Here is a 23571-nt window from a genome sequence, read left to right on the forward strand (position 1 = left end):
TGTGGTGAGTGTGGATTTTTGATCTACTGATGATATCGATTGTTGCAGAATATTGGCAGGATGGAGTGTTATGTCGCAAAATAAAGCAGGGGCGATTAACGCCCCCGCAGCAGATTATGATGAGATCTTCTTCTGGTCGTTTCTGCGGTTAACCCAGGCATTAATCAGCAGTGTCCCCCCCAGAATCACCCCAACCACCGTTAGCGAGATGGCTACCGGGATATGGTAGAACTCAACAATCAGCATCTTGATACCGATAAACACCAGCACAATGGCCAGGCCGTATTTCAGCATCGAGAAGCGCTCCGCCACGTTGGCCAGCAGGAAGTACATGGCACGCAGGCCGAGGATAGCGAACAGGTTTGAGGTCAGAACGATAAAGGGATCAGTGGTGACGGCAAAGATAGCCGGGATACTGTCAACGGCGAAGATGACGTCGCTCAGTTCCACCATGATCAACACCAGCAGCAGCGGGGTGGCGAACAGCACACCGTTTTTGCGGGTGAAGAATTTCTCTCCTTCCAGACTCTCGGTCATGCGCAGGTGTTTACGCAGCCAGCGCACCAGCGGCTTATCGCCCACCGCGTTGTCATCGTCCTCTTTCGCCAGCGCCATCTTCAGGCCGGTGAACAGCAGGAAGGCACCGAAGATATACAGAATCCAGCTGAATTGTGTGACCAGCCAGCTGCCACCGAAAATCATGATGGTTCGTAGCACGATCGCGCCCAATACACCGTAGATCAGTACACGGCGTTGTAGCTGGGCCGGAATGGCAAAGTAGCTAAACAGCATCAGCCAGACGAAGACGTTATCCACTGCCAATGCTTTTTCCAGGATGTAGCCGGTAAGGAAGGCAAGGGTTTGCGCCGTTGCCACTTCGCGCCCGGCACTGCCGTCGAGATACCACCAGAACGCGGCGCTGAACAGCAAGGAGACTGAGACCCAAATCAGCGACCAGATTGCCGCCTGTTTGAATGACATGGTTTGTGCGCCGCGACGTCCCTGGAGCAAGAGATCAATCGCCAGCATGATCAACACTACAACGGCAAAACTGCCCCACAGCAGTGGCGTGCCTACAGTTTGCATAAACGTATCCTGTCCTGAAAATAAAAAAGGCCGAAGTCAGAAGACGTCAGCCGCTTTTTTGTTATAAGCAAACCTCGCCTTCCGGCAAGGTCTCACTTACAACTCAGAATGGATTCCGGGTTGCCTGATGACCGGATGCTTAATGCATCGTAATGACGATCAATCAGCTTATAAGTTACTCCCCTTTGCGTTGGCTAACATACTTGCCACTGCGCCGGGAAGCAATGGGGTGCAGGAAATATTTTGAAATATTTACCTGGACGGAGATTCCGTTCGGACGGATAAAAACGTGCCGCTACGGATTATCTGCCGGGAAAATGACACCCGTCTGGCGACGAATTTCTGTCAGCAATGCAGCGGTGATACGCGACGTTTGCAGACCGGGATGCTCCACCTGACCCCCATTCACCAACCGGGAAAAGGTTTCGGCTTCATACAGCATAGTGTTGATGTGCTGCATCTGCGTCAGATTCTGGCTCTCACCGCCGCGTGGGATAAAGCGCAACTGCTGGCACTCGGAGATTTTCTCAATCACCAGTGAGCCAGCCTCGCCCTGAATTTCGCTCGGTATCAATGAATCACTCACCTTAGAATGCAGAATCGTTACATCGAAATCGCCATAGCCCAGCACCGCCACGCCATGTGCATCCACGCCACTTTCCAGCAGTGAAGCCTGGGCGGTCACCTGCTGGGGTTCGCCCCATAAGGTGACCGCAGCCGCAAGGCAGTAATATCCGATATCCATAATGGAACCGTTGGACCATTGCGGGTTAAAGGTATTGGGGTTTCCCCCTGCCAGATAACGCTGATAGCGGGAGGAATACTGGCAGTAATTCAGCAGCGCCTTGCGCATTTTGCCAATCTGCGGCAGGGATTTTTGCAGCTGCAAAAAGGTCGGCAGGCTGGCGGTTTTGAAGGCTTCGAACAGCACCACCTGGTTTTCACGCGCGCAGGCGATCATTGCTTCCGCTTCACGCAGGTTGGAGGCTAGCGGTTTTTCGCAAATCACATGCTTGCCGTGCGACATAAACAGCAGTGCCTGTTCACAGTGCAGCGCGTTCGGGCTGGCGATATAGACCGCGTCGATGGCGTCGCTGGCGGCCATCGCCTCAAGCGAGGTGAAGATGTGCTTGCAGGGATAATCGTTGGCGAAGGCTTCAGCCTGCTGCTGCTGGCGTGAATAAACGGCGCTCAGTTTCATTTTGCCGCTTTCATGTGCGGCGTCGATAAACTGGCGGGTAATCCAGTTGGTTCCCACAATAGCGAAGCGAATCACGTGCGGTTTCTCCGGCAGGGATAAAACGGCAGAGTAGCATGCTGGCACGGTGACGTAATTAGCAAACACAGGCGAAATTTGATCCTGAGATCCGCATTCCAATATGATGATGCAGCTATGATTTTTATCCCGGACAGAAGAGGACGCGCGGGTGAGTGGAAGTAAACATGCACTGAACTGGACCACATTGCTGATTGCCATCCCGGTCGGTTGCGCGGCCTCACTGGTGACGCTCGCTTTTCGCGGGGTTATCGATCTGATTAACCGTCTGTTATTTCACAGTGATAGTGAAATCACCGTGGCGATGCATGTCTGGCCGTGGATTTTCTGGCCGCTGCTGGTGGGCGCTGGTGGCTTGCTGGCGGGGTGGTTTTTGCGTTATGCCGTCAGCATTGAGCAGCAGGAAACGGTGAAAACAGATTACCTCGAAGTGATCAACGCCCGGCTGGATGCGGTGCCGACCAAAACTTCACTGTTTCGCGCCCTGTCATCGATTGCCAGTATCGGCAGTGGCGCATCGATAGGTAAAGAAGGGCCGATGGTGCAGCTTTCGGCGCTGTGTGGCAGCTTAATTGGCCGTTGGTTGCCGAAATCACTCGGTCTGCGTAATAGCGATATTGTGGCGATGGCAGCCGCTGCCGGGTTGTCGTCGGTGTATCACGCGCCGCTGGCTTCGGCGATCTTTGTCGCAGAAATTGCCTTTGGCATTTCCGCGTTGCAGCGGCTGATTCCGCTGGTTATCGCTTCTGCCGTGGCGGTGATGACCATGTGGTCACTGGGCTTCCGCAACGCGCTCTATCCCTTGTCTGACGTCAGTTTCCAGCTGAATATGACCAGCCTGTTGATGACGGTGCTGATTGGGCTGGCCTCCGGGCTGGCGGGTTGGTTGCTGATCAAACTGATTGCACGCAGCAAAGCGCTATTTGGGCGCGTCCGTTCGCTGCCGTTGCGTCTCGGTGCCGGTGGTCTGGCCGTGGGTTTTCTGGCGCTGATCTCCACCGATATTCTGGGTAACGGCTATGAAGTGATCATTAAAATCATCGAGGGTCATTATCTGCTGGGGGGCTTGCTGGGTTTGTTGATCCTGAAAACCCTGGCGACCACGCTTTCGGTCGGATCAAACGCGGTTGGCGGATTGTTCACCCCTTCCTTATTAATGGGTGCATTGCTGGGGGCGTTGCTTGCCACCTTCGGTGCCACGTTGCATTTACCGGTGGGCGATACGCTGCTGTATGCCGCTATCGGCATGGCGGCGGTGCTGGCGGCGGTCAGCCAGGCCCCGCTGATGGCGATGTTGATGGTGCTGGAAATGACGCTCAACAGCAGCCTGTTGTTCCCGCTGATGATTGCGTCGGTGCTGGCGTCAATGCTGGTTTATCGTCTGCAATCCGCCAGCACCTATCCGGTGGTGAGTGGGCATCTCAGCCGTTCTGAAGCCAAATATGATTTCGACAACATGCGCGTTGACCAACTGATCATCCCCGGCGCAGCGCTGCAACCGGATGAATCGGTTGGTCAGGCGCTGGCGGTGAGTTCGCTCAAGCGCGAGCGTTATGTCTATGTCATCAATGCCAGCGGCCAGTTTCTGGGGGTGGTATCGATTCATGATATTGCGCGCAAAGTGCTGGCGGAGGAGATCACGCTGCAATCACCGGTGAGTACGGTGATGGACAGCAATTTTCCGTTTATTTATCAGAACCAAAGCATGCGCGAAGGCTGGGAAGCGTTTGCCCGCGTGACGCTGGAGCGCCTGCCGGTGCTGAACAATCCACAGGAGCGACTTTTCCTTGGCGCGCTGACGAAAACCAGTTTGATTCAGAAGGCACAGGAGTTTTTGTAATCCTGTCCATGGCAGCGCCCAGCATGGGGCGCTGCTGCCGGTTTAACGAATGGCGTAAGTTTCGATTTCTACCCGCTGCCAGGTCCTGAGCATCGAATCCACCTGCACAATGGTGCTGGCCGGACGGATGGTGCCAAAAGTCTCAAGATGCGCCTTTGCGACCTTTTCCGCATCGTTGATGTCACGCACATATACCACGGTGCGCACCACATCCTCCATCTCCATATCTGCCTGCTGTACCACGCGGGCGATGGTGTTCAGGATCGATTTTGTCTGCTCGTAAGCATCCGCCTTTTCAAAATCCGGCGTGGCGCAGGTGCCCGAAATATGTAGCTGATTGTCAGCTTTGACGGCACGTGAGTAACCAAAAACGGACTCATAGGCACCGCCGGAAGAGATTTTTACTTTAGTGGTCAGGCTCATTTTATGCTCCATAGATACACAGGTGATAAAGAGGGATTAGGATGGCAGCGCCTGGCCGGTGCGGTCCTGCATTTTCCACAGCGCCAGCAAACCGAGGATCGCGCCACCCATCAGGTAATACGCTGGGATCAGCGTGATGCCGGTTTTTTCAATCAGCCAGGTATTCACCAGTGGCGCGGTGCCGCCAAGCACGGAAACGGACAGGTTGTAGCTAATGGCAAAGCAGCTGTAGCGTACGGTGGTACCGAATAGCGAGGTTAGGGTGGCGGGGATGGTGCCTTCAAAAAACAGCATGCCGAGAATCAACACCGCCATACCCATGACAATTGCGCTCAAACCGTGGCTTTGAATCGCCCAGAAAACGGGAACCGCAGAGAGGATGATGAGTACACAGCCGGTGATAAGCATGCGCTTTCTGCCAACCCGGTCCCCCAGCATGCCGAACAGCGGGATAAACAGGAGTAGCGCCAGGGTGGCAATCAGCGACAACCGGGCGCTGAACTCAGCGGATTTCCCCATAAAACTCACCAGGTAGCTGGGGATATAACCCAGCACGATGTAGTAATTGATATTGAAGGTGGCGACTAAACCGGCGCAGCGCAGCAACTGCGGCCACTCTTTGAGGAATAATGTCCAGCGTGCCGGGGCATGGGCTTCTGCTCTGGCTTTACCTGCCTGCATTGCACGGAATACCGGGGTTTCATCGACGCGTAAGCGGATAAACAGCGCCACAATGCCCAGCAACCCGGCAATGACAAAAGGCACCCGCCAGCCCCAGGCGACCATGGTGGCGTCACCCAGCGCATTGCTGATCACATTGACGATAATACCGCCCACGAGGAAGCCGGAAATGTTGCCAAACTCCAGCCAACTGGTGAAAAAAGTACGGCGTTTATCCGGGCTATGCTCAGCGATAAAAATGCAGGATCCGCCATATTCACCGCCGGTTGAGAGGCCCTGCAACATGCGCATCAGTACCAGCAGAATCGGCGCAGCAATGCCGATACTGTGGTAGCCGGGGATCAGCGCGATGCAAAGCGTGGCGACCGACATCAGGCTGATGCTGGCAACCAGTGCGGTACGGCGGCCATATTTATCGCCAATCGGGCCAAACAGAAAACCCCCTAATGGACGAATAAGAAACCCGGCGGCAAACGCGGCATAAATAGCGATCAATTCGTTGTAGCTATTGGTGGTGGGGAAGAACACTTTTGCCATTGTCATCGCCATGGAGGAGTAGATGGCGAAATCGAACCATTCCACCATATTCCCCAGCGTGACGCCGGTAACTGCACGGGTTAAATTGCCGTCCCGTGCCATCTGACGTGATGTTGGTCGCTCCTTTACATAGCGAACTGCTCCCTGAAGTGCTGGATTTATTGTTTGTTGTTTCATTGTCTTACCCTGTCTGTTGGAATTGGAGTACGACGCCTGTGAATAAACTGCTTAACGCATATAACTGCCCCCGGAGATGACCAGGGTTTCGCCGGTGATATACCCCGGTTGTGAACTGAAGGCCCACACCCAGTCGGCGATCTCTCCGACACTGGCCGCGCGCTGCATCGGCACGGCTTTCACACCTTCAAGGATCCGTCCGCTTTTCAGCGTGCCTTCGGTCTCGACCCAGCCGGGGGCGATGGCGTTTACCACGATCTTTTTCCCGACCAACTCAATCGCCAGCGATTTCACCAGCGACACCACGGCGGCTTTTGAAGCGCTATACAGCAACTGGCCGGGGGAGACGGCAAAGGCATCGACCGAAGCGAACATCAGCAACGCGCCGCCCTGGGCGCTGATAAATTCGCTGGCGACTTTCGCGGTATTGACGCTGCCCAGCACGTTGACGTCGAAAATCTGGCGATAGAGCGCATCGTTGCTGCTCTCCAGCGTGGAGACCGGGAAAATCCCCGCCGCGTTGATCAGCGCACTGACGCGACGGCCCTGTAACGCTCCGGCTACCGCTTCACGTAATGCGCTGTAGCAGGTGATATCGGCGACCACCGGCGTGATACCGGGCTGTGTCGGCATTTCGCTACGGTCGATGGCGACCACCGCCCAGCCTTCGCGCTGAAACTTCGCCATCACGGCTTTGCCCATACCGGAGGCAGCACCGGTGACCAGGGCGACAGGTTGTTGTGTGTTCATGGTATTTCTCCAGTCAGGCGGTGAGGGGAGCGTTGCGCAGCAGGCTGCTATGCATGGTTTCCAGTAGGTCCAGCGTGCGCCAGGTTTCGTCGAGGTTGGCTTGCCACAGGCGGCGAACAATATCGATGCGTGCCTCATGCGGCTGTTGTGCCGCCAGCAGGCTGGCGATATTGGGCACGCCTTGCTCGCGCAGCTGAATCATGCGGGCGATAAGACGCGTTTGCTGGCAGTAGGTCGGCCACTGCGGGCCACGCGGCGCGGAAAGACCGACAAAATAAAGGTTCTCAAGCGTGGTTGGCAGGGTCATGGCGGCGGTGCGCAGCGGCACACCATCCTCCCAGTCGAGCAGGGTTTCATCGAGGAACGGTAAACGAGTATGAAAACCGGTAGCCCAGAGAATGCTGTCGTACTCGGCGGCACTGCCATCGCTGAAATGCACCGTTTTGCCGTCGATATGTTCAATAGCCGGACGCACGCCGATACGGCCATGCTGGATCCAGTACATCAGTAGGGTGTTGACCACCGGTGGTTGTTTTTCCAAATCCCAGCTTTCCGGCTGCGGCATTCCGGGATAATTTTCCCAGTTTCCGACAGAAATCATCGTCATTACCTGAGTAAAGGCGTTTTGTAATTCTGGCGGCAGTTGGTTAAGGAAAGGGATCTCGGCACGTGGCACGCCGAGCAGCGCTTTTGGCTGGAACACCTGACCCCGGCGAATCACGATATCGGTCGTCAGGCGATGCTGTGCGGCGTCAACCGCCAGGTCGCAGCCGGAGTTACCACAGCCCACCACCAGCACCTTACCCTGAAGTTGATCGGTGTTGCGATACTGGCCGGAATGCAGTGAGATGCCGCTGAAGTGGTTCGCTTCCGCAGGAAAAGCGCAGTCCCACAGATGCCCATTGGCGACCAGCACGCCCTGGTAGTGACGTGTCTGCCCATTTACGGTAACCTGCCAGCCCTCGCCGCCCGCAGTGCCCAGCGGCACAATGCGTTCAACTGTGCTGTTAAAATGAATTTTCTCTCTCAGGTCAAAGTGCCCGGCGTAGCTGTCGATGTACTGCCGGACCTGATCGCGGCTGGGGTAGACCGGCCATGTCTCTGGCATTGGGAAGCCATCAAAACCGGAACTTTTCTTCGGGGTAATCAGATGCAGGGCATCATAGTCATGGTGCCAGTGGCCGCCGACCTGGCCGCTTTTTTCGAAGCAATCGGCATGGATGCCCAGTTCTTGCAAAGTGCGTAACGCTGCCAGGCCAGCAGCGCCTGCACCAATCACACAATAGCGCGCCTGTGATGTCATACGTCTCTCCTGCAAAGTTATTGCAACATTGGGGTAACGTGATTGACATAGTTTTAAACGGCTATTTGCGCGGGATGAATAGGGTTATGATTTTGGTTCATATAGGTTTGCCCTATACCCACCGTTTTCCATCAGCATTCGATATGGCTGTAAGCCATCTGCACCTCCTGCAAATAACGTCGCATTAGCTGCATCATTTCGCGAGTGGCGGATGAGATCGCGGTATCCGCGCGGTGGATAAAGGCGAACACTTCAAAAGCCGGAGGTTCGATCGGCACCCACTTGAGTTTGTCACCATAACCAAGATGGTGGAGGATCGGACGGGTAGCGATAAGATCTCCCAATCCCCGCGCTGCCAGTTCCAGTGCGGTTTCCTGGTGTTCTACTTCAATAATTGGCTCCAGCCGGGCGCCAATCTCCTGCGCCCGTTGGTTAAGCAGACGGCGAATCGGATCGCTGTTATGCCAGGTCGCTTCACTCAGTATGAGAGGGGCGTTTAGCAATGCCTGCATATCTTTACTGCCTGCCAGTCGTGCATCGCTGGCTGAGATATAACCAATTTGCGTTGACCACACGGGTTCACTGATCACCAGATTTTTGTTGTTTACTGGCAGCATCACCAGGCCCGCTTCAATTTCGCCATCAATCACTGAACGAGCCACTTCTGAGGAATTGGTGCCGATCAACCGCATCCGTACCCCCGGATAGCGTGTGCGGAACTCACAAATCAGGTCGGCGAGAAAATATTGATAGGCGGAGCTAAAAGTGCCGAACGAGGCGAGACCATCCTTAAGCTGGCGCACCGATTGCACCGCTTCATAACCGCGTTGTGCCGCTTGAGTGGTCGCGCGAGCATGCGGTTCGAGCCGCGATCCGGCCTCAGTCAGAATCAGACGACGATTGGTACGAATAAACAGATGGGTGCCCATCTCGCTTTCCAGTCGTAAGATCTGGTCTGACAGTGACGGTTGAGAGATATGTAGTGCCTCAGCCGCTTTCGAGATGGTGCCAAAATCAATGGCGGCAAGAAAATAGTTCAGCTGCTGGAGTGTCATAGCACCAACCCATTAAGTGAGGGAAATCAGACGCCTCTGAGCATATGTGCTACGACGGGAAAAGCAAAGGTATCAGGCGGCGTTACCACGCAGCGCCTGCTCGGTCATCCACAGCCGGGCATCGAACTCCAGCTGATGATAATCCGGCTCCATATGACAGCAGAGTTGATAGAAGGCTTTGCTGTGATCCTTCTCTTTCAGATGCGCCAGTTCGTGCACCACGATCATGCGCAGAAAGGCTTCCGGCGCGAGACGGAAAAAGGTGGAGATGCGGATTTCGGCTTTGGATTTCAGGTTGCCACCCTGCACACGAGAGATGGCGGTGTGCAGGCCAAGGGCGTGCTTCATCACCTTGATTTTATTATCCCAAATCACTTTGCTCACCGGCGGCGCGCTGCGCATGTAGCGATTTTTCAGTCCCTGGGTGTAATCGTACAGTGCTTTATCGCTCACCAGATCGTGCATATCGGGATAGCGCTGTTGTAAAAAAGCGCCGAGACGTTGCTGCTCAATCAGCGTCTGTACCTGGCTGAGGATATGTTCAGGGTAGCCCTGCAGATAGATTAATGACATTGGGATTCCCGGCGAAAGACAGTATACTGCGCCCCCTTTTTAGGGCGAAAATCGCGCAAAGTGTACCACGCCGGAGATTCCATGAGCCAACTTGAACTGACCGATCGCACCCTGACGCTGCACCGCTTTCCGCCGATGCGCGAAGAAAGCCCTTTGCAGGCGTGGGATGCGGCAGATGAATATCTGTTGCAGCAGGCGCTGCCGGACGGCCCGGTACTGTTATTTAATGACAGCTTCGGTGCGCTGACCTGCGGACTGCATAATCGTCAGGTCTGGCATGTCAGCGATTCATGGCTCAGTCAGCAAGCGGCACGGCAAAACCTGCGCCTCAATGATATGGATGAAGATCAGGTGCAGTTTCTCGACAGCCTGGCGGCGCTGCCTGCCGCCCCGGCGGTGGTGATGATCAAAATCCCTAAAACCCTGGCATTGCTGGAGCATCAGCTGCGTGCGCTGCGTGATGTGGTGACGCCTGAGACGCTGATTCTGGCCGGGGCGAAAGCCAAAGATATCCATAGCTCCACCCTGCAACTGTTTGAGCGCATTCTTGGTGAAAGCAAAACCTCGCTGGCATGGAAAAAGGCGCGTCTGGTCTATAGCCATTACACCGCGCCAAAGCTGGCTGCACAGTCACCAACCACCGTCTGGCCGCTGGATGACACTGACTATCAAATCCATAACCACGCCAACGTGTTTTCCCGTAGCTCGCTGGATATTGGCGCACGCTTTTTTATGCAGCATCTGCCACATGATGTGGAGGGGGAGATCCTCGACCTCGGCTGCGGTAATGGGGTGATTGGCCTGATGGCGCTGGAGCAGAATCCACAGGCTGAAGTGCTGTTCTTTGATGAGTCTTACATGGCAGTGGCGTCGAGCCGTCTTAACGTCGAAGTGAACCGCCCGCAGGATTTAGCGCGCTGCCAGTTCCGCGTGAACAACGCGCTGAGCGGATTCCCCTCCGATCGTCTGCACGCGGTGTTGTGTAATCCGCCGTTCCACCAGCAGCATGCCGTAACCGATCACCTGGCCTGGCAAATGCTGCGTGATGCCAAACGTTGTCTGCAATATGGCGGCGAGTTGCGCATCGTGGGCAACCGCCACCTCGATTATCATCACAAGATGAAAAAGCTGTTCGGCAACTGCACGCTAGTGGCGTCAACCGCCAAGTTTGTGGTGTTGCGTTCCGTCAAACTGCGTTGATTACAGGCTGAGCGCCAGCTCAGTCGCTTGTGCAATGGCGCGGCGGGCATCCAGCTCCTGTGCCACGTCCGCACCGCCAATCAGCCGGACCGGTTTACCGCGCGCCCTGAGTTGATCGGCCAGTTCGCGCAGAGGTTCCTGACCGGCGCAGATCACCACGTTATCCACTGCCAGTGTGATGTCCTCACCCAGATGGCGCAGGTGCAGCCCCTCATCATCAATCTTCAGGTACTCCACATCCCCCCACATTTTCACGCCGTGCGCTTGCAGGCTGGCGCGATGGATCCAGCCGGTGGTTTTTGCCAGCCCGGCACCGGGTTTGCCGGATTTGCGTTGCAACAGCCAGATCTGGCGATCGGCAGGCACTGGCGCAGCAGGTATTAAGCCTCCCCGCGCCTGCAACGAATGATCAATGCCCCAGCTTTGATAGAAATCTTCCTGATGTGTGGCCTGATGCAGCAGAAATTCTGCGGTATCGAAACCAATGCCGCCCGCGCCAATAATCGCTACGCGTTGCCCCACCGGCTTTTTATCGCGCAGCACGTCGAGATAGCTTAAAACGCTGGGATGATCGATGCCGGGTAGCGTGAGCTGGCGTGGGGCAATGCCGGTGGCGACGATCACTTCATCGGCGTCATCCAGTTGCGCAGCCGTGACGCGGCATTGGGTATGGAGGGCCACACCAGCGGCCGCAAGCTGATGGCGGAAGTAGCGCAGCGTTTCGCTGAATTCCTCTTTGCCGGGAATTTGCCGGGCAATGTTGAATTGCCCTCCGATCTGCGCCCCGGCTTCATACAGCGTGACCTGATGGCCGCGCTGCGCCGCCTGTAACGCAAACGCCATTCCCGCCGGGCCTGCGCCAACCACCGCCAGCCGTTTTGGTGTTGCGGCAGCGGTCACGGGCATCAGCGTTTCATGGCAGGCGCGGGGATTGACCAGGCAGGACGTCACCTTGCCGACAAAAATCTGATCGAGACAAGCCTGATTACAGGCGATACAGGTGTTAATGGCATCGGCATTACCGGCCTGGGCTTTGCTGACAAATGCGGCATCAGCGAGGAAAGGGCGCGCCATCGACACCATATCGGCGATGCCGTCACGCACTATTTCGTCGGCCACCGCCGGGTGATTGATGCGGTTGGTGGCAATCACCGGTACGGAAACATGGTCACGCAGGTGCTTCGTTACCCAGGCAAATCCGGCGCGTGGCACGCAGGTGGCGATGGTGGGAATTCGCGCTTCATGCCAGCCGATGCCGCTGTTAAACAAGGTGACGCCGCACTGCTCCAGCCCTGACGCCAGTTGTAGCGTTTCGGCCAGCGTGCTGCCGTTATGCACCAGATCCAGCATGGAAATACGGAAGATAATGATGAAGTCGTTGCCCACCGCAGCGCGCACTGCCCGCGTGACCGCCAGCGCAAAACGCTGACGTCGCGCGATATCGCCGCCCCAGTCATCCCCGCGCTGGTTGGTGTGCGCCACCAGAAATTGGTTAATCAGATAACCTTCCGAACCCATGATCTCCACGCCATCATAGCCCGCCTGCTGCGCCAGCCGGGCACAATGGGCGAAGTCGGCAATGGTTTGCAGGATATCCGCTTCGCTCAGCGCATGCGGCATAAAGGGATTGATCGGTGCCTGTAACGGCGAAGGGGCCACCAGATTGCGTTGATAGCTGTAGCGCCCCGCGTGCAGTATTTGCAGGGCAATTTTCCCCCCCGCAGCATGGACCGCATCGGTGATGTTACGGTGCCAGCCGCACTGACTTTCCTGATGGAGAATCGCGCCACCCTGTGCCACCACGCCTTGTGGATTGGGGGCGATGCCACCGGTGACAATCAGCGCCACGCCTTCACGCGCCCGTTCGGCATAAAAGGCGGCCAGCCGTTCAGCGCCATCGCGATGTTCTTCCAGACCGGTGTGCATGGAACCCATCAGAAAACGGTTTTTAAGTTGGGTAAAACCCAGATCCAGTGGGGCGAACAGCGCAGGGTACTCAGTCATAATCACTCACTAATAAAGTGGTCGGATGAGTTGACTTTAATGAGTATTTATCAGGAAGGAAGTGGGACGTATTCAGCCTGTGAGTCACATCAAAAAAAGCAGGGTGGTAAGTACGGGCGCAAGAATCGGACATCTTTTACCCAGGCACGGGAAAGAACTTACTCACCCTGAAATGGCATTAAGGTCATGGCTAACGACTTAGCTCTTTAGTTATTAATTACTGAGACTCAATCCAGCTATCCCCATTGAGGATGGGCGTATCTTCACAGGTTCGGGATGGGAGGTAACCAGGACCGGTCTGGCGATAACCAGGAAATTTCTCTCACTGAGTTTCGGGTAGGACGATCGTGTATCACGTTATGCGTAACAGCTTTTTCGTAACATGTTTTTGAGTGATCTTCGTCACAGTTTTAACCCCGCTAACCCGGTTTTATGGCCCCCATTGCAACACCACTGAATGGGGAAGTTATGAATATCGAAACGCAATCCTGCGTGATCACCGGAAAACAACAAGTCAGCGTGGCACAGCAGCAGGTGGAGTGGAACGGCAAAGGGACGCTGGTGCGCATTACGCGCGGCGGCATTTGCGGTTCGGATCTGCATTATTATCAGGAAGGCAAAGTCGGCAGCTTTGAAGTCAAAATGCCAATGATTCTCGGCCATGAAGTGATTGGCTATGTGGTTGAAAGCGACGACCCGCGACTGAAGCCCGATCAGAAAGTGGCGGTTAACCCTTCTAAGCCCTGCGGAGAGTGCAAATATTGCCAGCGCGAGCAGGAGAACCAATGCGTCTCCATGCGTTTCTTCGGCAGCGCCATGTATGTACCGCACGTTGACGGCGGTTTCACCCAGTACAAAGTGGTGGATAGCGCGCAGTGCGTCCCCTTTCCCCAGGATGCTGATGAAAGTGTGATGGTATTTGCCGAGCCGCTGGCGGTGTGCATTCACGCCACCCATCAGGCTGGCGATCTCACCGGCAAGCATGTATTTATCTCCGGGGTTGGCCCGATCGGTTGCCTGATTGCCGCCGCGGCTAAAGCACGCGGTGCGGCGTCGGTGGTGTGCAGCGATATCAGCGAGCGTTCGCTGGCAATGGCACAGCAGATGGGGGCAACTGACGTGATTCATGCCGCCACTGGCGACTTCACGCCGTATCTGGCTGATAAGGGCTATTTTGACGTGGCGTTTGAAGCTTCCGGGCATCCGTCATCGCTGCAACGTTGCCTGGATGTGGTCTGCGCCAAAGGCACGCTGGTGCAGGTGGGCATGGGCGGTGCCATCCCTTCGTTCCCGATTATGCAGTTGATTGCCAAAGAGATTAACCTGGTCGGTTCCTTCCGTTTTACCCACGAATTCAACACTGCCGTCGAGTGGCTGGCTCAGGGCATTGTCAACCCATTGCCGTTGTTCAGCGGTGAGTATGGCTGGCAGGACATTGATGCTGCGCTGCAGTTTGCGGGTGACAAAACCCGTGCCGCAAAAGTCCAGTTAACATTTTAAGGAGATGGTTATGAGTCAGCTTTTTTCCCTCGAAGGTAAACGTGTTCTGATCACCGGTTCGGCACGCGGCATTGGTTTCTTGCTGGCACGCGGCCTGGCCGAGGCCGGTGCGGAAGTGATTGTTAACGCCACCACCCCGGCGGGTGCGGAACAGGCAGCCGCCAAACTGCGCGATTTGGGGCTGCGCGCCCAGGCGAAGGCGTTTGATGTGACGCAGTCAGCTCAGGTACAGCAGGCTGTGGACGAGATTGAAGCCGAGTGGGGTGCGATTGATGTGCTGGTGAACAACGCCGGGATTCAGCGCCGTCGCCCGTTCCTCGAATTCCCGGAGCAGGACTGGAATGACGTTATCGCCGTTAACCAGACCGCAGTATTCCTCGTCTCACAAACGGTGGCGAAGAAGATGGTGGATCGTCAGCAGGGCAAAATCATCAACATCGGTTCGATGCAAAGCGAATTAGGGCGCGACACCATCACGCCTTACGCCGCATCCAAAGGGGCAGTGACCATGCTGACGCGTGGTATGTGCGTAGAACTGGCGCGTCACAATATCCAGGTCAACGCCATTGCACCGGGCTACTTCGTGACCGAAATGACCCAGGCGCTGGCAGACGATCCCGCCTTTACCGGCTGGCTCACCAAACGCACCCCGGCAGCGCGCTGGGGCAAACCCGAGGAGCTGATCGGCGCAGCCGTGTTCCTGTCCTCTAAAGCGTCGGATTTTGTTAATGGTCACCTGCTGTTTGTTGATGGTGGTATGCGCGTAGCGGTTTGATGAAAGTGGCGCATTCACCAGGGTGCGCCTAAACCTAAATCACCTCTTTGTATCTGTATGGATAATAAAAATGCCAATAACCATAATCGTTCTGGGCGTGGTTCTCCTGCTGGTTTTAATGATTGTTTTTAAGGTCAACGGCTTTATCGCGTTGGTGTTTGTCTCCGCAGTGGTGGGTATCGCCGAAGGGATGACGCCGCTGAATGTGATGGCGTCGATCCAGAAAGGGATCGGTTCGACGCTGGGCGGACTGGCAATGATCCTCGGCTTTGGTGCCATGCTCGGGCGGCTGGTGTCTGACACCGGGGCCGCGCAACGTGTTGCCACTACGCTGATTGCCGCCTTCGGTAAGGAACGGCTGCAATGGGCGCTGGTGGTCACCGGCCTGATTGTTGGCCTGGCGATGTTCTATGAAGTGGGATTTGTGCTGCTGCTGCCGCTGGTGTTCACCATCGTGGCGGCTGCTGGTTTACCGCTGCTGTATGTCGGTGTGCCGATGGTGGCTGCGCTGTCGGTGACTCACTGCTTTCTGCCGCCGCATCCGGGGCCAACGGCTATCGCCACCATCTTCGGTGCGAACCTTGGCACCACGCTGCTGTACGGCATGATCATCACCATTCCAACCGTCATTGTCGCAGGCCCGATCTTCTCAAAATTCCTCAAAAGCTTTGAAAAATCACCGCCGGAAGGGCTGTATAACCCGAAAATCTTCACCGAAGAAGAGATGCCGGGCTTTGGTATCAGTATCTTCGCCGCCGTCATCCCGGTGGTGCTGATGGCGATTGCTGCGGTGTTTGAGCTGACCACACCGAAAGAGAATCCGCTGCGCCAGTTCTTTGAATTTATCGGTAACCCGGCGGTGGCGTTGTTTATCGCCGTGGTGATTGCGGTGTTGACGCTGGGCCTGCGTAACGGTCGTAAGATGGGTGAAGTGATGGACATGTGCGGAGAGTCCATCGCCGCTATCGCCATGATCGTCTTTATCATCGCTGGTGGTGGTGCCTTCAAACAGGTGCTGGTGGATAGCGGCGTCGGCAACTATATCGCCGATATGATGAAAGGATCTTCGTTGTCCCCGCTGCTGATGTGCTGGACCGTGGCTGCGATGTTGCGTGTTGCGCTGGGATCGGCGACAGTCGCCGCCATCACTACGGCCGGCATTGTGACGCCGATTATCGCGGCGACCCACGCCGATCCGGCGCTGATGGTGCTGGCTGTGGGATCGGGCAGCGTGATCGCCTCGCACGTGAACGATCCGGGCTTCTGGCTGTTCAAAGGGTATTTCAACCTCAGCGTGGTGGAGACGCTGAAAACCTGGACTGTGATGGAAACGCTGATCTCGGTGCTGGGTCTGGCTGGCGTGTTAATCCTTAATACGCTGATCCACTAACCGATGTGGCTGCACAGGGAGGTGAGCCATCATGACTGAGCATCGAATCTCTCTTCAGGACATTGCCGAGCTGGCGGGCGTGACCAAAATGACCGTCAGCCGCTACCTGCGTACGCCGGATAAGGTAGCCAGCCATACCGGCGAACGTATTGCGCGGGTCATCAAAGAACTGAACTATGTGCCTCAGCCTGTGGCCGGGGTGCAGTCACCCACGAAAAGCGACACGCTGGGCGTACTGATCCCTTCGTTTAAAAACCAGATCTTTGCCGATCTGCTGAGCGGCATTGAATATGCCACGCGCGCCGGTCGCTACCAGACCCTGATTGCCAACTACAACTACGATGCACGCAGCGAAGAGGAGCAGGTGCTCAATCTGCTGGCGTGGAATATTGACGGCATCATTCTGTGTGAAAAACAGCATACGCTGCGAACGGTAAAGCACCTGCGAGCGGCAAAGATCCCCATCGTTGAAGTGATGGATACCCAGGGGCCGTGCCTCGATATGCAGGTGGGTTTTAACAACTTCAATGCGGGTTATGATATGACGCGCACGCTGCTGGAGCAGGGGCGACGCTGCATTGTTTATCTCGGTTCGCTGGATGATCGCCGGGATGAGTTTCGCTTCCAGGGATTCCGCAAAGCGATGCAGGAAAGGGGGCTGCGTGCGGCACGGATGAATCCGCGCACCCTTTCTTCCCAGCGGCTCGGGGCAACCATGCTGGAGCAGGCGTTACGGCTGCATCCGGAGCTGGACGCGGTCTTTTGTACCAATGACGATATTTCGCTGGGTGCGCTGCTCTGGTGCCAGCGCCAGGGGATAGCGGTGCCGGATGAGATCGCCATTACCGGTTTTCACGGCCTTGATATCAGCCGGGAGATGTATCCCAGCCTCGCCAGTGTGATCACGCCGCGCTACGCCATTGGCGTCCAGGCGGCGGAGCTGCTGCTGAAGAAAATTGCCGATCCGACCTTCAATGCTGACAGCATCGATCTCAACTATCAGATCTTTATGGGCGAAACCATTCAGTCGCGACAACGAATCCATGAGAAGCGGGATTGATAGCCGCTGGCAAAATGGGTGTTGTAGCGGTAACTGGAACCGGCTTCGGCCATGCAATAGGTGCATAGCGGCACCACTTCAATCTGTTCTGCCGGAATGCCGCGTTGCTGTAATAATCCCCGTGCCAGATGCGGCAGATCAAACCAAATCCCCTGCTGCTGGGCGCGTGCCTGAGGCCGGATGGCCTGCGGATTTTCCGGCTGGATGGCCGACCAGTTCAGTGTAGGTAAACCGGGCTGCGCCTGCATTTGCGTCACTAAATCCTCGCCCAGTTCATAGCAGCACGGCCCAATTGCCGGACCGATGGCGACATGCAGGGTAGCGGGCTGAGCACCTAACGCCAGCAGGCGGTCAATAGCGCTATTCAGCACGCCGGACAAGGTTCCTTTCAGCCCGGCATGTACTGCGGCAACCTGATGGTTATGGGTATCGGCGAACAGCACCGGCAGACAGTCGGCCGTGTAGACCGCGACCGGCCGGTTATCCTCACCAATCACCCCATCGGATTCGCAGCTTTTGGGCGGCAGGTTGTCACCCGCCATCACCACGTTGGCACTGTGACGCTGGTGTCCATAGGCGGCGTCAAGGGGTGCCGGTACGCCCGCTGGCTGAAAAGCATATTCCAGCCAGCCCAGCGTATCGAGCAATGCTGAGCGTGGTGCCGGATGTTCAGGGTGAGCCATAAGTATCTCCTTTATCGAGCCGATCGCTTTCTGCTGCCAACAGCTTACGTTAACTGCTACATTTTGACAGCTTTACACAAACTGACCGTAATCACTTAAGGATGAAATGATGAAAAAAACCACCTGGCTGGCAACAATCGGCCTGATGGCGCTGGCGCTCACCGGCTGTGCGCAGCCTTCGAAACAGCAGGCACAGGCGCAGCTCGGCCAGCAGTCGGTACTGGCGGTAAACTGGTTCCAGCAATCGGGCGAGTATCAGGCGCTGAGCTGGCAGGCGTTCAACACCGCGCGTATGGCGTTTGATCAGGCACCTTCGCTGGCCGGTAAACCCAAAGCCGTGATTGTTGACCTCGATGAAACCATGATCGATAACAGCGCCTACAGTGCGTGGCAGGCAAAAAATGGTCAGCCTTTTAGCGGTAAAACCTGGTCAGCCTGGACACAGGCGCGTCAGGCTCTGGCGGTGCCAGGTGCGGTGGAATTTGCCAACTACGTTAACAGCCACGGCGGCACTATGTTTTACGTCTCCAACCGCGACCAAAAGGATTACGCCGCGACGGTGGATAACCTGAAGAAGCTGGGTTTCAGCGGGGTTAATGATAAAACGGTACGACTCAGCACCGGTAGCTCCAACAAACAGGCGCGTTTCGATGCGATCAAGGCCGAAGGCTATAACGTGGTGCTGTACGCGGGTGACAACCTGAATGATTTCGGGGGTGCGACATGGCACCAGGGCAATGCGCAGCGCCAGGCATTTGTCAGCGGCAATCATCAACGCTTTGGTACGCAATTTATCGTGCTGCCCAACCCGCTGTACGGTGACTGGGAAAGCGGGATGGCGGAAAACTACAACAAGCTGACGCCAGAACAGCAGTTGCAGGTACGTGCAGCGCGTCTGAGAGCGTGGGACGGTAAATAATTCGTCAGGAAAAAAGCGCCTGCTGTGTCGGGCGCTATTTAGCCCTTTCAGGTCCGGAAATATTTACTTTTCATCGCAACTATTATTCTTCTCATTATTTTCGTGATCTCTTACCGTAACCGGGCGCTATAAATAGCGTAATATTCGGTGCTTTTAATAGACGGGTAGTGAAATCATCCAATCATAAATTTTGTAATTAAGAAATTTCCTGGTATTAAATGGCCCGCATCGTTTAAATAAAATTAACCTCAACATCACTGCGTGTATTTTTTTGTCATCGCATTGAGTATGCATTATTTAATTTTTAACTTAACGGTATGATATTAATGAGTATCATCCTCCGTAACATTTCCCCGCTGCCTTGCAAAACCTTACTTTCTTCCGACATAAACTGAATCTAAATTTACATTTAGCCTTAAATTGAAGGGTCTGGAAATAACCATGGTGCATTACTACTCTTAAGCGTCTATAACCATTTTTTGTGAGGAAGCTCTGCTTTTTCCCCTGAGCCCTGTCTTATTCACGGCGTAATTCGCCTGGATACGGTATTCCCGGACATTAAGAGAAGATAATTGTGACGACACTCAAACCCTTATTAGCGAAAAATCGCAGTTGGGCATTACAGCGCCGCCAGCGTAATCCGCACTATTTCGAAAAATATCTTCATCAGCAAAAACCGCATTCACTCTGGATTGGCTGTTCTGATAGTCGTGTGCCGGCCGAGGTATTGACCGGTGCACATCCGGGCGAACTGTTTGTCCATCGCAACATCGCCAACATGGTGGTGCCTGATGACGACAATCTGATGAGCGTGTTGCAGTACGCGATTTTCTATCTCGGTGTTGAGCGTGTGGTGTTGTGCGGCCATTACGGCTGTGGCGGGGTGCAGGCTGCGCTGGGTCTGCCAGAAAGCCCGCTGGCAAAGGAAGATTCGGCGCTGGCGCGGCGTATTGCCGCACTGCGCAGCGGTTTAGCGCAGGGGTTGGTGGAATATCGTGCGGCCAGCGTACAGGAAGAAGAGGGCAGCAAGCTTAATCGTCTGGTGGAAGCCAACGTGATTACCCAGTTTTCGCAGTTAGTGGTAACCGAACCGGTACGGCTGGCGTGGCAGGCCGGACAACAACTGGATGTGTTTGGCTGCGTGTATGACCTGCAGTCTGGCCATCTGAAAGAGTTAATTCAGCAATCTGCAGAGGAATCGATACCATGAATCTGAATACCCTGCGCCAGGATATTCCGGCCGGTCTGGTGGTTTTTCTGGTGGCGCTGCCACTTTGTCTCGGGATTGCCCAGGCCAGCGGTCTGCCACCGTTTGCCGGTCTGCTCACCGGCGTGATTGGCGGATTGCTGGTCACGGCGCTCAGTCCGTCGCGCTTTGCCGTGAGCGGACCGGCGGCGGGCCTGGTCACCATCGTGGTGGCGTCGATTGAGACACTGGGCAGCTTCTCCGCTTTTCTCACCGCCTTGATGCTCGCCGGTTTGTTGCAGTGCCTGTTTGGTGTGCTGCGTGCCGGACGCTTTATTGCCCTGGTTCCGGGGAGTGTCATCAAGGGGATGTTGGCGGCGATCGGTATTTTGCTGATTATCCAGCAGATTCCGGTCGCGCTGGGTGCGGCGGGCTATGCGGAGCTGATGTCGCTGTTAAATGGCGAATTCGCGTTCTCGGCCTCGGCGATGCTGGTGGCCGGTGTCGGGCTGCTGATTTTGTGGTTCTGGACCACGCCATTTATCAAATCGATCAAAGCGCTAAGCTGGATCCCCGGCCCGTTGGTGGCAGTGCTGGTGGGGTGTCTGGCGACGGTGTCGGGGGTGGCGGGTTTGCCGCGCATCACTCTGCCTGCCTTTGACAGCATGGCGGCATTGGCAGCCGAGCTGGAAACCCCGGACTGGCTGGCATGGCAAAACCCTGCGGTATGGGTGGTGGCGCTGACGCTGGCGCTGGTGGCGAGCCTGGAAACGTTGCTCAGCCAGGAGGCGCTGAAAAAACTGCGTCCACAGCATCCGGCTCCCTCGCCAAACAAAGAGATGTTTGCCCAGGGGGTGGGGAACCTCACCGCCGGGTTGCTGGGAGCGATGCCGATCACCGCAGTGATTGTGCGCAGTTCGGTGAACGTCAGCGTCGGGGCGCAAAGTAAGGTATCGATTCTGCTGCATGGCGTGTTGTTGCTGATTTGCGGGCTGTGGTTTAGCGAGTTGTTGAATGCGATCCCGCTCGCCAGTCTCGCGGCCGTGTTGCTGTACACCGGGTATAAGCTGGCAACGCCACGTCTGCTCGTTGAGCAAATGCGCATGGGGGCGCAGCAATATGTGCCCTTCCTTGCCACCATCGGCGGCATTATCGTATTTGGTATGCTGGCCGGAATTGGTATCGGTATCGCCACTCAGATACTTTTCAGCCTGTATCAGAGCCACCGCAATGCGTTGCAACTGACCCGTTATGACGACCATTACGTGCTGCGCTTCCAGCAGAATCTGACCTTTATGCATAACCCCAAATTGCAGGGCCTGCTGGCAGAGATCCCGGAAAACAGCGTGGTGATTGTGGACCACGATAATGCCGAGTATCTCGACCCGGATGTCAAAGCGGTGCTACAGGATTTTGGCGAAAATGCGGATAAACGCGGCATTCGCCTCAGTCAGTGGCCAGTCGCGGTAAAATAGCAATCCGTCTGCAGCTGAAATTTGTGTTATTACTTAAAAATCGGATATCTCGGATATCCGATTTTTTTATTTACAGGGCATAATTGTCGCGCTTTTCTCCATCATTGCCTGGCTTCTCTCAGGCCCCCAGGCGCAGAGTTGAATGATGAACACGGGCTTAATTAACGAATCAGAATGTCCTTTTTTCAGGTTTAATGCCTGCTGATGCCCCCGGCATATGGCAGCGACTTTCCAGGTTACAGGGTTCGACGTATGCGCGTTAAGCTGTTTGCAGAGAATAATTTTAAAAAGAATGCTCTCTCGCTGTTCCTCATCACGCTGTTCTTCTGCTTTATTGGCAGCCATCTGCGTGTGCCGCAGGAGCTGTCGCTGTTCTGGCCGGTCAACGCGCTGATTAGCGGGTTGATGGTGCGTAATCCTTTTCTGCATCGTATCTCCAGTTATGTCGTATGTTTTGTGGCGATGGTCTTTAACGATACGGTGTTCTCCGGCTGGGCCATGCTCGCCGTGACCCTCAACGTGGCCAATATCCTGTTTATCCTGGTGGCGGTCAGCATGCTGATTAAGCATCTGTTGCCCCCATCGGCAAATAGCCGGGTGATTAACGCCATGCGTATTTTCCCCGCTTGCCTGCTGGCAGCGATGTCGTGCGCGACCTGGGGGGCCTGGGTGCAGGAGGTTGGCTTCAGTGCGCGTTTTGTCACCGCCTGGGGCGATTGGTTCAGTGAGCAATTTTCTACATCGCTGATGCTGCTGCCAGTACTGCTGGCGCGCCCGCTGCGCTCGGTCGCCTGGCGTTCATTATTACATGCCAGCAAGTTGCTGCCGCTGGTTGGTGTCGTATTGTCGCTGACTATCGGCGCGATGATTGGCGGGGCGGGTAGCCTGACTTTCCCGGTTCCGGCATTGATCTGGTGTGCGATTGTGTTGCCGATCCCCATCACCAGCCTGGTACTGTTGCTCACCGGGATCACCGAAATCATTCTGGTTTCCCACGGGGTGATGAATATTCAGGGCGATGATGCTTTGTTGCCGATCAGCCATCTCACCTCAGTACGCCTTGGCGTCGCGACCATCACCATCAGCCCGTTGCTGGTGGCCGTCAGCATGGACGCCATCCGTCAGCTGAATCAGCGGCTATCGTTGCGCGCCAATTTTGATTTCCTCACCCAGCTGCTGTCGCGTTCGGGTTTGTATGAAAATCTGCGCCAGGAGCCTTTCTCTCTGCACCGTGTCGCCGGGGTGGTGATGCTGGATGTTGACTACTTCAAGGCTATTAACGACAACTTTGGTCATGATGCCGGTGATGGCGTGCTGGAAGAAATTGCCCGGCGTATTCAGGATGTGGTGAATAATCGCGGGCTGGTTTGCCGCTTTGGTGGCGAAGAATTTGTCGTGGTGGTTTTTGACTATAGCTACATCCAGTTGTATCAACTGGCCGAAGCGATTCGCCAGTCGATGGTTAAAGATAAGTTCTGGTTGCAGGGCAATACCGTGACGGTAACCGGCAGCCTTGGGCTGGCACATGGCAGTGCGGTAAACGAGCGTGAGTGGCAGGGTGTGATTAACCGCCTGATTTCGGCGGCAGATAAGAATCTTTATCTGTCGAAGCGCAACGGCCGCAATCAAACTTCGCCAGCCGTTGAGCCTCGCCCGATGGTAAATGACGTTGCCTGAT

At 55.6% G+C, this 23571-nt stretch carries 20 protein-coding genes; 10 read left to right on the forward strand and 10 right to left on the reverse strand.

Translation table 11 applies throughout. The features are described from left to right. Positions 1–114: 114 nt before the first annotated feature. Positions 115–1086 (reverse strand): TerC family protein, encoded by a 972-nt coding sequence (locus PW844_RS27150; protein ID WP_299458916.1) that lies wholly within the window; start codon positions 1084–1086, stop codon positions 115–117. A 295-nt stretch (positions 1087–1381) separates the two neighbouring features. Next, entirely contained in the window at positions 1382–2362 is a 981-nt protein-coding gene (locus PW844_RS27155; protein ID WP_299460452.1) for a Gfo/Idh/MocA family oxidoreductase, read from the reverse strand. Positions 2363–2513: 151 nt separating this feature from the next. On the opposite strand from PW844_RS27155, the gene PW844_RS27160 reads away from it, so the two are divergent. Continuing rightward, complete coding sequence (locus PW844_RS27160; RefSeq protein WP_299458918.1) at positions 2514–4202, forward strand: chloride channel protein; 1689 nt, start codon at positions 2514–2516, stop codon at positions 4200–4202. 42 nt (positions 4203–4244) lie between these two features. Here PW844_RS27160 and PW844_RS27165 read toward each other — a convergent pair whose 3' ends face one another. From PW844_RS27165 to PW844_RS27190, 6 genes are all read right to left on the reverse strand, one after another. After that, positions 4245–4625 carry a Rid family hydrolase gene (locus PW844_RS27165; protein ID WP_299458920.1) on the reverse strand — a complete coding sequence of 127 codons (381 nt, stop codon included), beginning with the start codon at positions 4623–4625 and terminating at the stop codon, positions 4245–4247. 36 nt (positions 4626–4661) lie between these two features. After that, entirely contained in the window at positions 4662–6020 is a 1359-nt protein-coding gene (locus tag PW844_RS27170; RefSeq protein ID WP_299458922.1) for an MFS transporter, read from the reverse strand. A gap of 51 nt (positions 6021–6071) precedes the next feature. Further along, complete coding sequence (locus PW844_RS27175; protein ID WP_299458924.1) at positions 6072–6770, reverse strand: SDR family NAD(P)-dependent oxidoreductase; 699 nt, start codon at positions 6768–6770, stop codon at positions 6072–6074. A gap of 13 nt (positions 6771–6783) precedes the next feature. Further along, positions 6784–8073 carry an NAD(P)-binding domain-containing protein gene (locus PW844_RS27180; protein WP_299458926.1) on the reverse strand — a complete coding sequence of 430 codons (1290 nt, stop codon included), beginning with the start codon at positions 8071–8073 and terminating at the stop codon, positions 6784–6786. A 131-nt stretch (positions 8074–8204) separates the two neighbouring features. Then, positions 8205–9128, reverse strand: coding sequence for a LysR family transcriptional regulator (locus PW844_RS27185; RefSeq protein ID WP_299458929.1), 924 nt, complete (start codon positions 9126–9128; stop codon positions 8205–8207). A 72-nt stretch (positions 9129–9200) separates the two neighbouring features. Then, positions 9201–9701 carry a M48 family metallopeptidase gene (locus PW844_RS27190; protein ID WP_299458930.1) on the reverse strand — a complete coding sequence of 167 codons (501 nt, stop codon included), beginning with the start codon at positions 9699–9701 and terminating at the stop codon, positions 9201–9203. 81 nt (positions 9702–9782) lie between these two features. On the opposite strand from PW844_RS27190, the gene rlmG reads away from it, so the two are divergent. Then, positions 9783–10901, forward strand: a complete 1119-nt coding sequence (rlmG, locus tag PW844_RS27195) for a 23S rRNA (guanine(1835)-N(2))-methyltransferase RlmG (RefSeq protein ID WP_299458932.1) — start codon at positions 9783–9785, stop codon at positions 10899–10901. Here the strand turns inward: rlmG and PW844_RS27200 are convergent, their stop codons facing one another. Further along, the gene (locus PW844_RS27200) at positions 10902–12905 is read right to left on the reverse strand and encodes an NADPH-dependent 2,4-dienoyl-CoA reductase (RefSeq protein ID WP_299458934.1); all 2004 of its coding nucleotides are present in this window, start codon (positions 12903–12905) and stop codon (positions 10902–10904) included. A gap of 468 nt (positions 12906–13373) precedes the next feature. Here PW844_RS27200 and idnD point away from each other — a divergent pair, with 468 nt between their 5' ends. The 4 genes from idnD to PW844_RS27220 all read left to right on the forward strand — a co-directional run bounded on the left by idnD (position 13374) and on the right by PW844_RS27220 (position 17630). Further along, positions 13374–14405 carry an L-idonate 5-dehydrogenase gene (gene idnD, locus PW844_RS27205; protein WP_299458936.1) on the forward strand — a complete coding sequence of 344 codons (1032 nt, stop codon included), beginning with the start codon at positions 13374–13376 and terminating at the stop codon, positions 14403–14405. 10 nt (positions 14406–14415) lie between these two features. Further along, positions 14416–15180 carry a gluconate 5-dehydrogenase gene (gene idnO / locus PW844_RS27210; protein WP_299458937.1) on the forward strand — a complete coding sequence of 255 codons (765 nt, stop codon included), beginning with the start codon at positions 14416–14418 and terminating at the stop codon, positions 15178–15180. 70 nt (positions 15181–15250) lie between these two features. Continuing rightward, complete coding sequence (locus PW844_RS27215) at positions 15251–16570, forward strand: gluconate:H+ symporter (protein WP_299458938.1); 1320 nt, start codon at positions 15251–15253, stop codon at positions 16568–16570. A gap of 31 nt (positions 16571–16601) precedes the next feature. Next, the gene (locus PW844_RS27220) at positions 16602–17630 is read left to right on the forward strand and encodes a LacI family DNA-binding transcriptional regulator (protein WP_299458940.1); all 1029 of its coding nucleotides are present in this window, start codon (positions 16602–16604) and stop codon (positions 17628–17630) included. Here PW844_RS27220 and PW844_RS27225 read toward each other — a convergent pair. Next, the gene (locus tag PW844_RS27225) at positions 17594–18313 is read right to left on the reverse strand and encodes a polyphenol oxidase family protein (protein WP_299458942.1); all 720 of its coding nucleotides are present in this window, start codon (positions 18311–18313) and stop codon (positions 17594–17596) included. The genes PW844_RS27220 and PW844_RS27225 overlap by 37 nt on opposite strands. Before the next feature lie 109 nt (positions 18314–18422). Here PW844_RS27225 and PW844_RS27230 point away from each other — a divergent pair, with 109 nt between their 5' ends. From PW844_RS27230 to PW844_RS27245, 4 genes are all read left to right on the forward strand, one after another. Further along, complete coding sequence (locus PW844_RS27230) at positions 18423–19232, forward strand: 5'-nucleotidase, lipoprotein e(P4) family (RefSeq protein ID WP_299460455.1); 810 nt, start codon at positions 18423–18425, stop codon at positions 19230–19232. A gap of 568 nt (positions 19233–19800) precedes the next feature. Then, complete coding sequence (locus PW844_RS27235) at positions 19801–20442, forward strand: carbonic anhydrase (protein ID WP_299460458.1); 642 nt, start codon at positions 19801–19803, stop codon at positions 20440–20442. Positions 20443–20444: 2 nt separating this feature from the next. Further along, positions 20445–21893, forward strand: a complete 1449-nt coding sequence (locus PW844_RS27240) for a SulP family inorganic anion transporter (RefSeq protein WP_299460461.1) — start codon at positions 20445–20447, stop codon at positions 21891–21893. 252 nt (positions 21894–22145) lie between these two features. Then, positions 22146–23570 (forward strand): sensor domain-containing diguanylate cyclase, encoded by a 1425-nt coding sequence (locus PW844_RS27245; protein WP_299458944.1) that lies wholly within the window; start codon positions 22146–22148, stop codon positions 23568–23570. Position 23571: the final 1 nt, after the last annotated feature.

Source organism: Pantoea sp. (assembly GCF_028283705.1).
Classification (GTDB): domain Bacteria; phylum Pseudomonadota; class Gammaproteobacteria; order Enterobacterales; family Enterobacteriaceae; genus Pantoea.

Bases quoted from the DNA above. Each gene is read 5' to 3' on its own strand.
- PW844_RS27150 (WP_299458916.1), bottom strand. From the start codon at position 1,086: ATGCAAACTGTAGGCACGCCACTGCTGTGGGGCAGTTTTGCCGTTGTA.
- PW844_RS27165 (WP_299458920.1), bottom strand. From the start codon at position 4,625: ATGAGCCTGACCACTAAAGTAAAAATCTCTTCCGGCGGTGCCTATGAG.
- PW844_RS27170 (WP_299458922.1), bottom strand. From the start codon at position 6,020: ATGAAACAACAAACAATAAATCCAGCACTTCAGGGAGCAGTTCGCTAT.
- PW844_RS27175 (WP_299458924.1), bottom strand. From the start codon at position 6,770: ATGAACACACAACAACCTGTCGCCCTGGTCACCGGTGCTGCCTCCGGT.
- PW844_RS27180 (WP_299458926.1), bottom strand. From the start codon at position 8,073: ATGACATCACAGGCGCGCTATTGTGTGATTGGTGCAGGCGCTGCTGGC.
- PW844_RS27185 (WP_299458929.1), bottom strand. From the start codon at position 9,128: ATGACACTCCAGCAGCTGAACTATTTTCTTGCCGCCATTGATTTTGGC.
- PW844_RS27190 (WP_299458930.1), bottom strand. From the start codon at position 9,701: ATGTCATTAATCTATCTGCAGGGCTACCCTGAACATATCCTCAGCCAG.
- rlmG (WP_299458932.1), top strand. From the start codon at position 9,783: ATGAGCCAACTTGAACTGACCGATCGCACCCTGACGCTGCACCGCTTT.
- PW844_RS27200 (WP_299458934.1), bottom strand. From the start codon at position 12,905: ATGACTGAGTACCCTGCGCTGTTCGCCCCACTGGATCTGGGTTTTACC.
- idnD (WP_299458936.1), top strand. From the start codon at position 13,374: ATGAATATCGAAACGCAATCCTGCGTGATCACCGGAAAACAACAAGTC.
- idnO (WP_299458937.1), top strand. From the start codon at position 14,416: ATGAGTCAGCTTTTTTCCCTCGAAGGTAAACGTGTTCTGATCACCGGT.
- PW844_RS27215 (WP_299458938.1), top strand. From the start codon at position 15,251: ATGCCAATAACCATAATCGTTCTGGGCGTGGTTCTCCTGCTGGTTTTA.
- PW844_RS27220 (WP_299458940.1), top strand. From the start codon at position 16,602: ATGACTGAGCATCGAATCTCTCTTCAGGACATTGCCGAGCTGGCGGGC.
- PW844_RS27225 (WP_299458942.1), bottom strand. From the start codon at position 18,313: ATGGCTCACCCTGAACATCCGGCACCACGCTCAGCATTGCTCGATACG.
- PW844_RS27230 (WP_299460455.1), top strand. From the start codon at position 18,423: ATGAAAAAAACCACCTGGCTGGCAACAATCGGCCTGATGGCGCTGGCG.
- PW844_RS27245 (WP_299458944.1), top strand. From the start codon at position 22,146: ATGCGCGTTAAGCTGTTTGCAGAGAATAATTTTAAAAAGAATGCTCTC.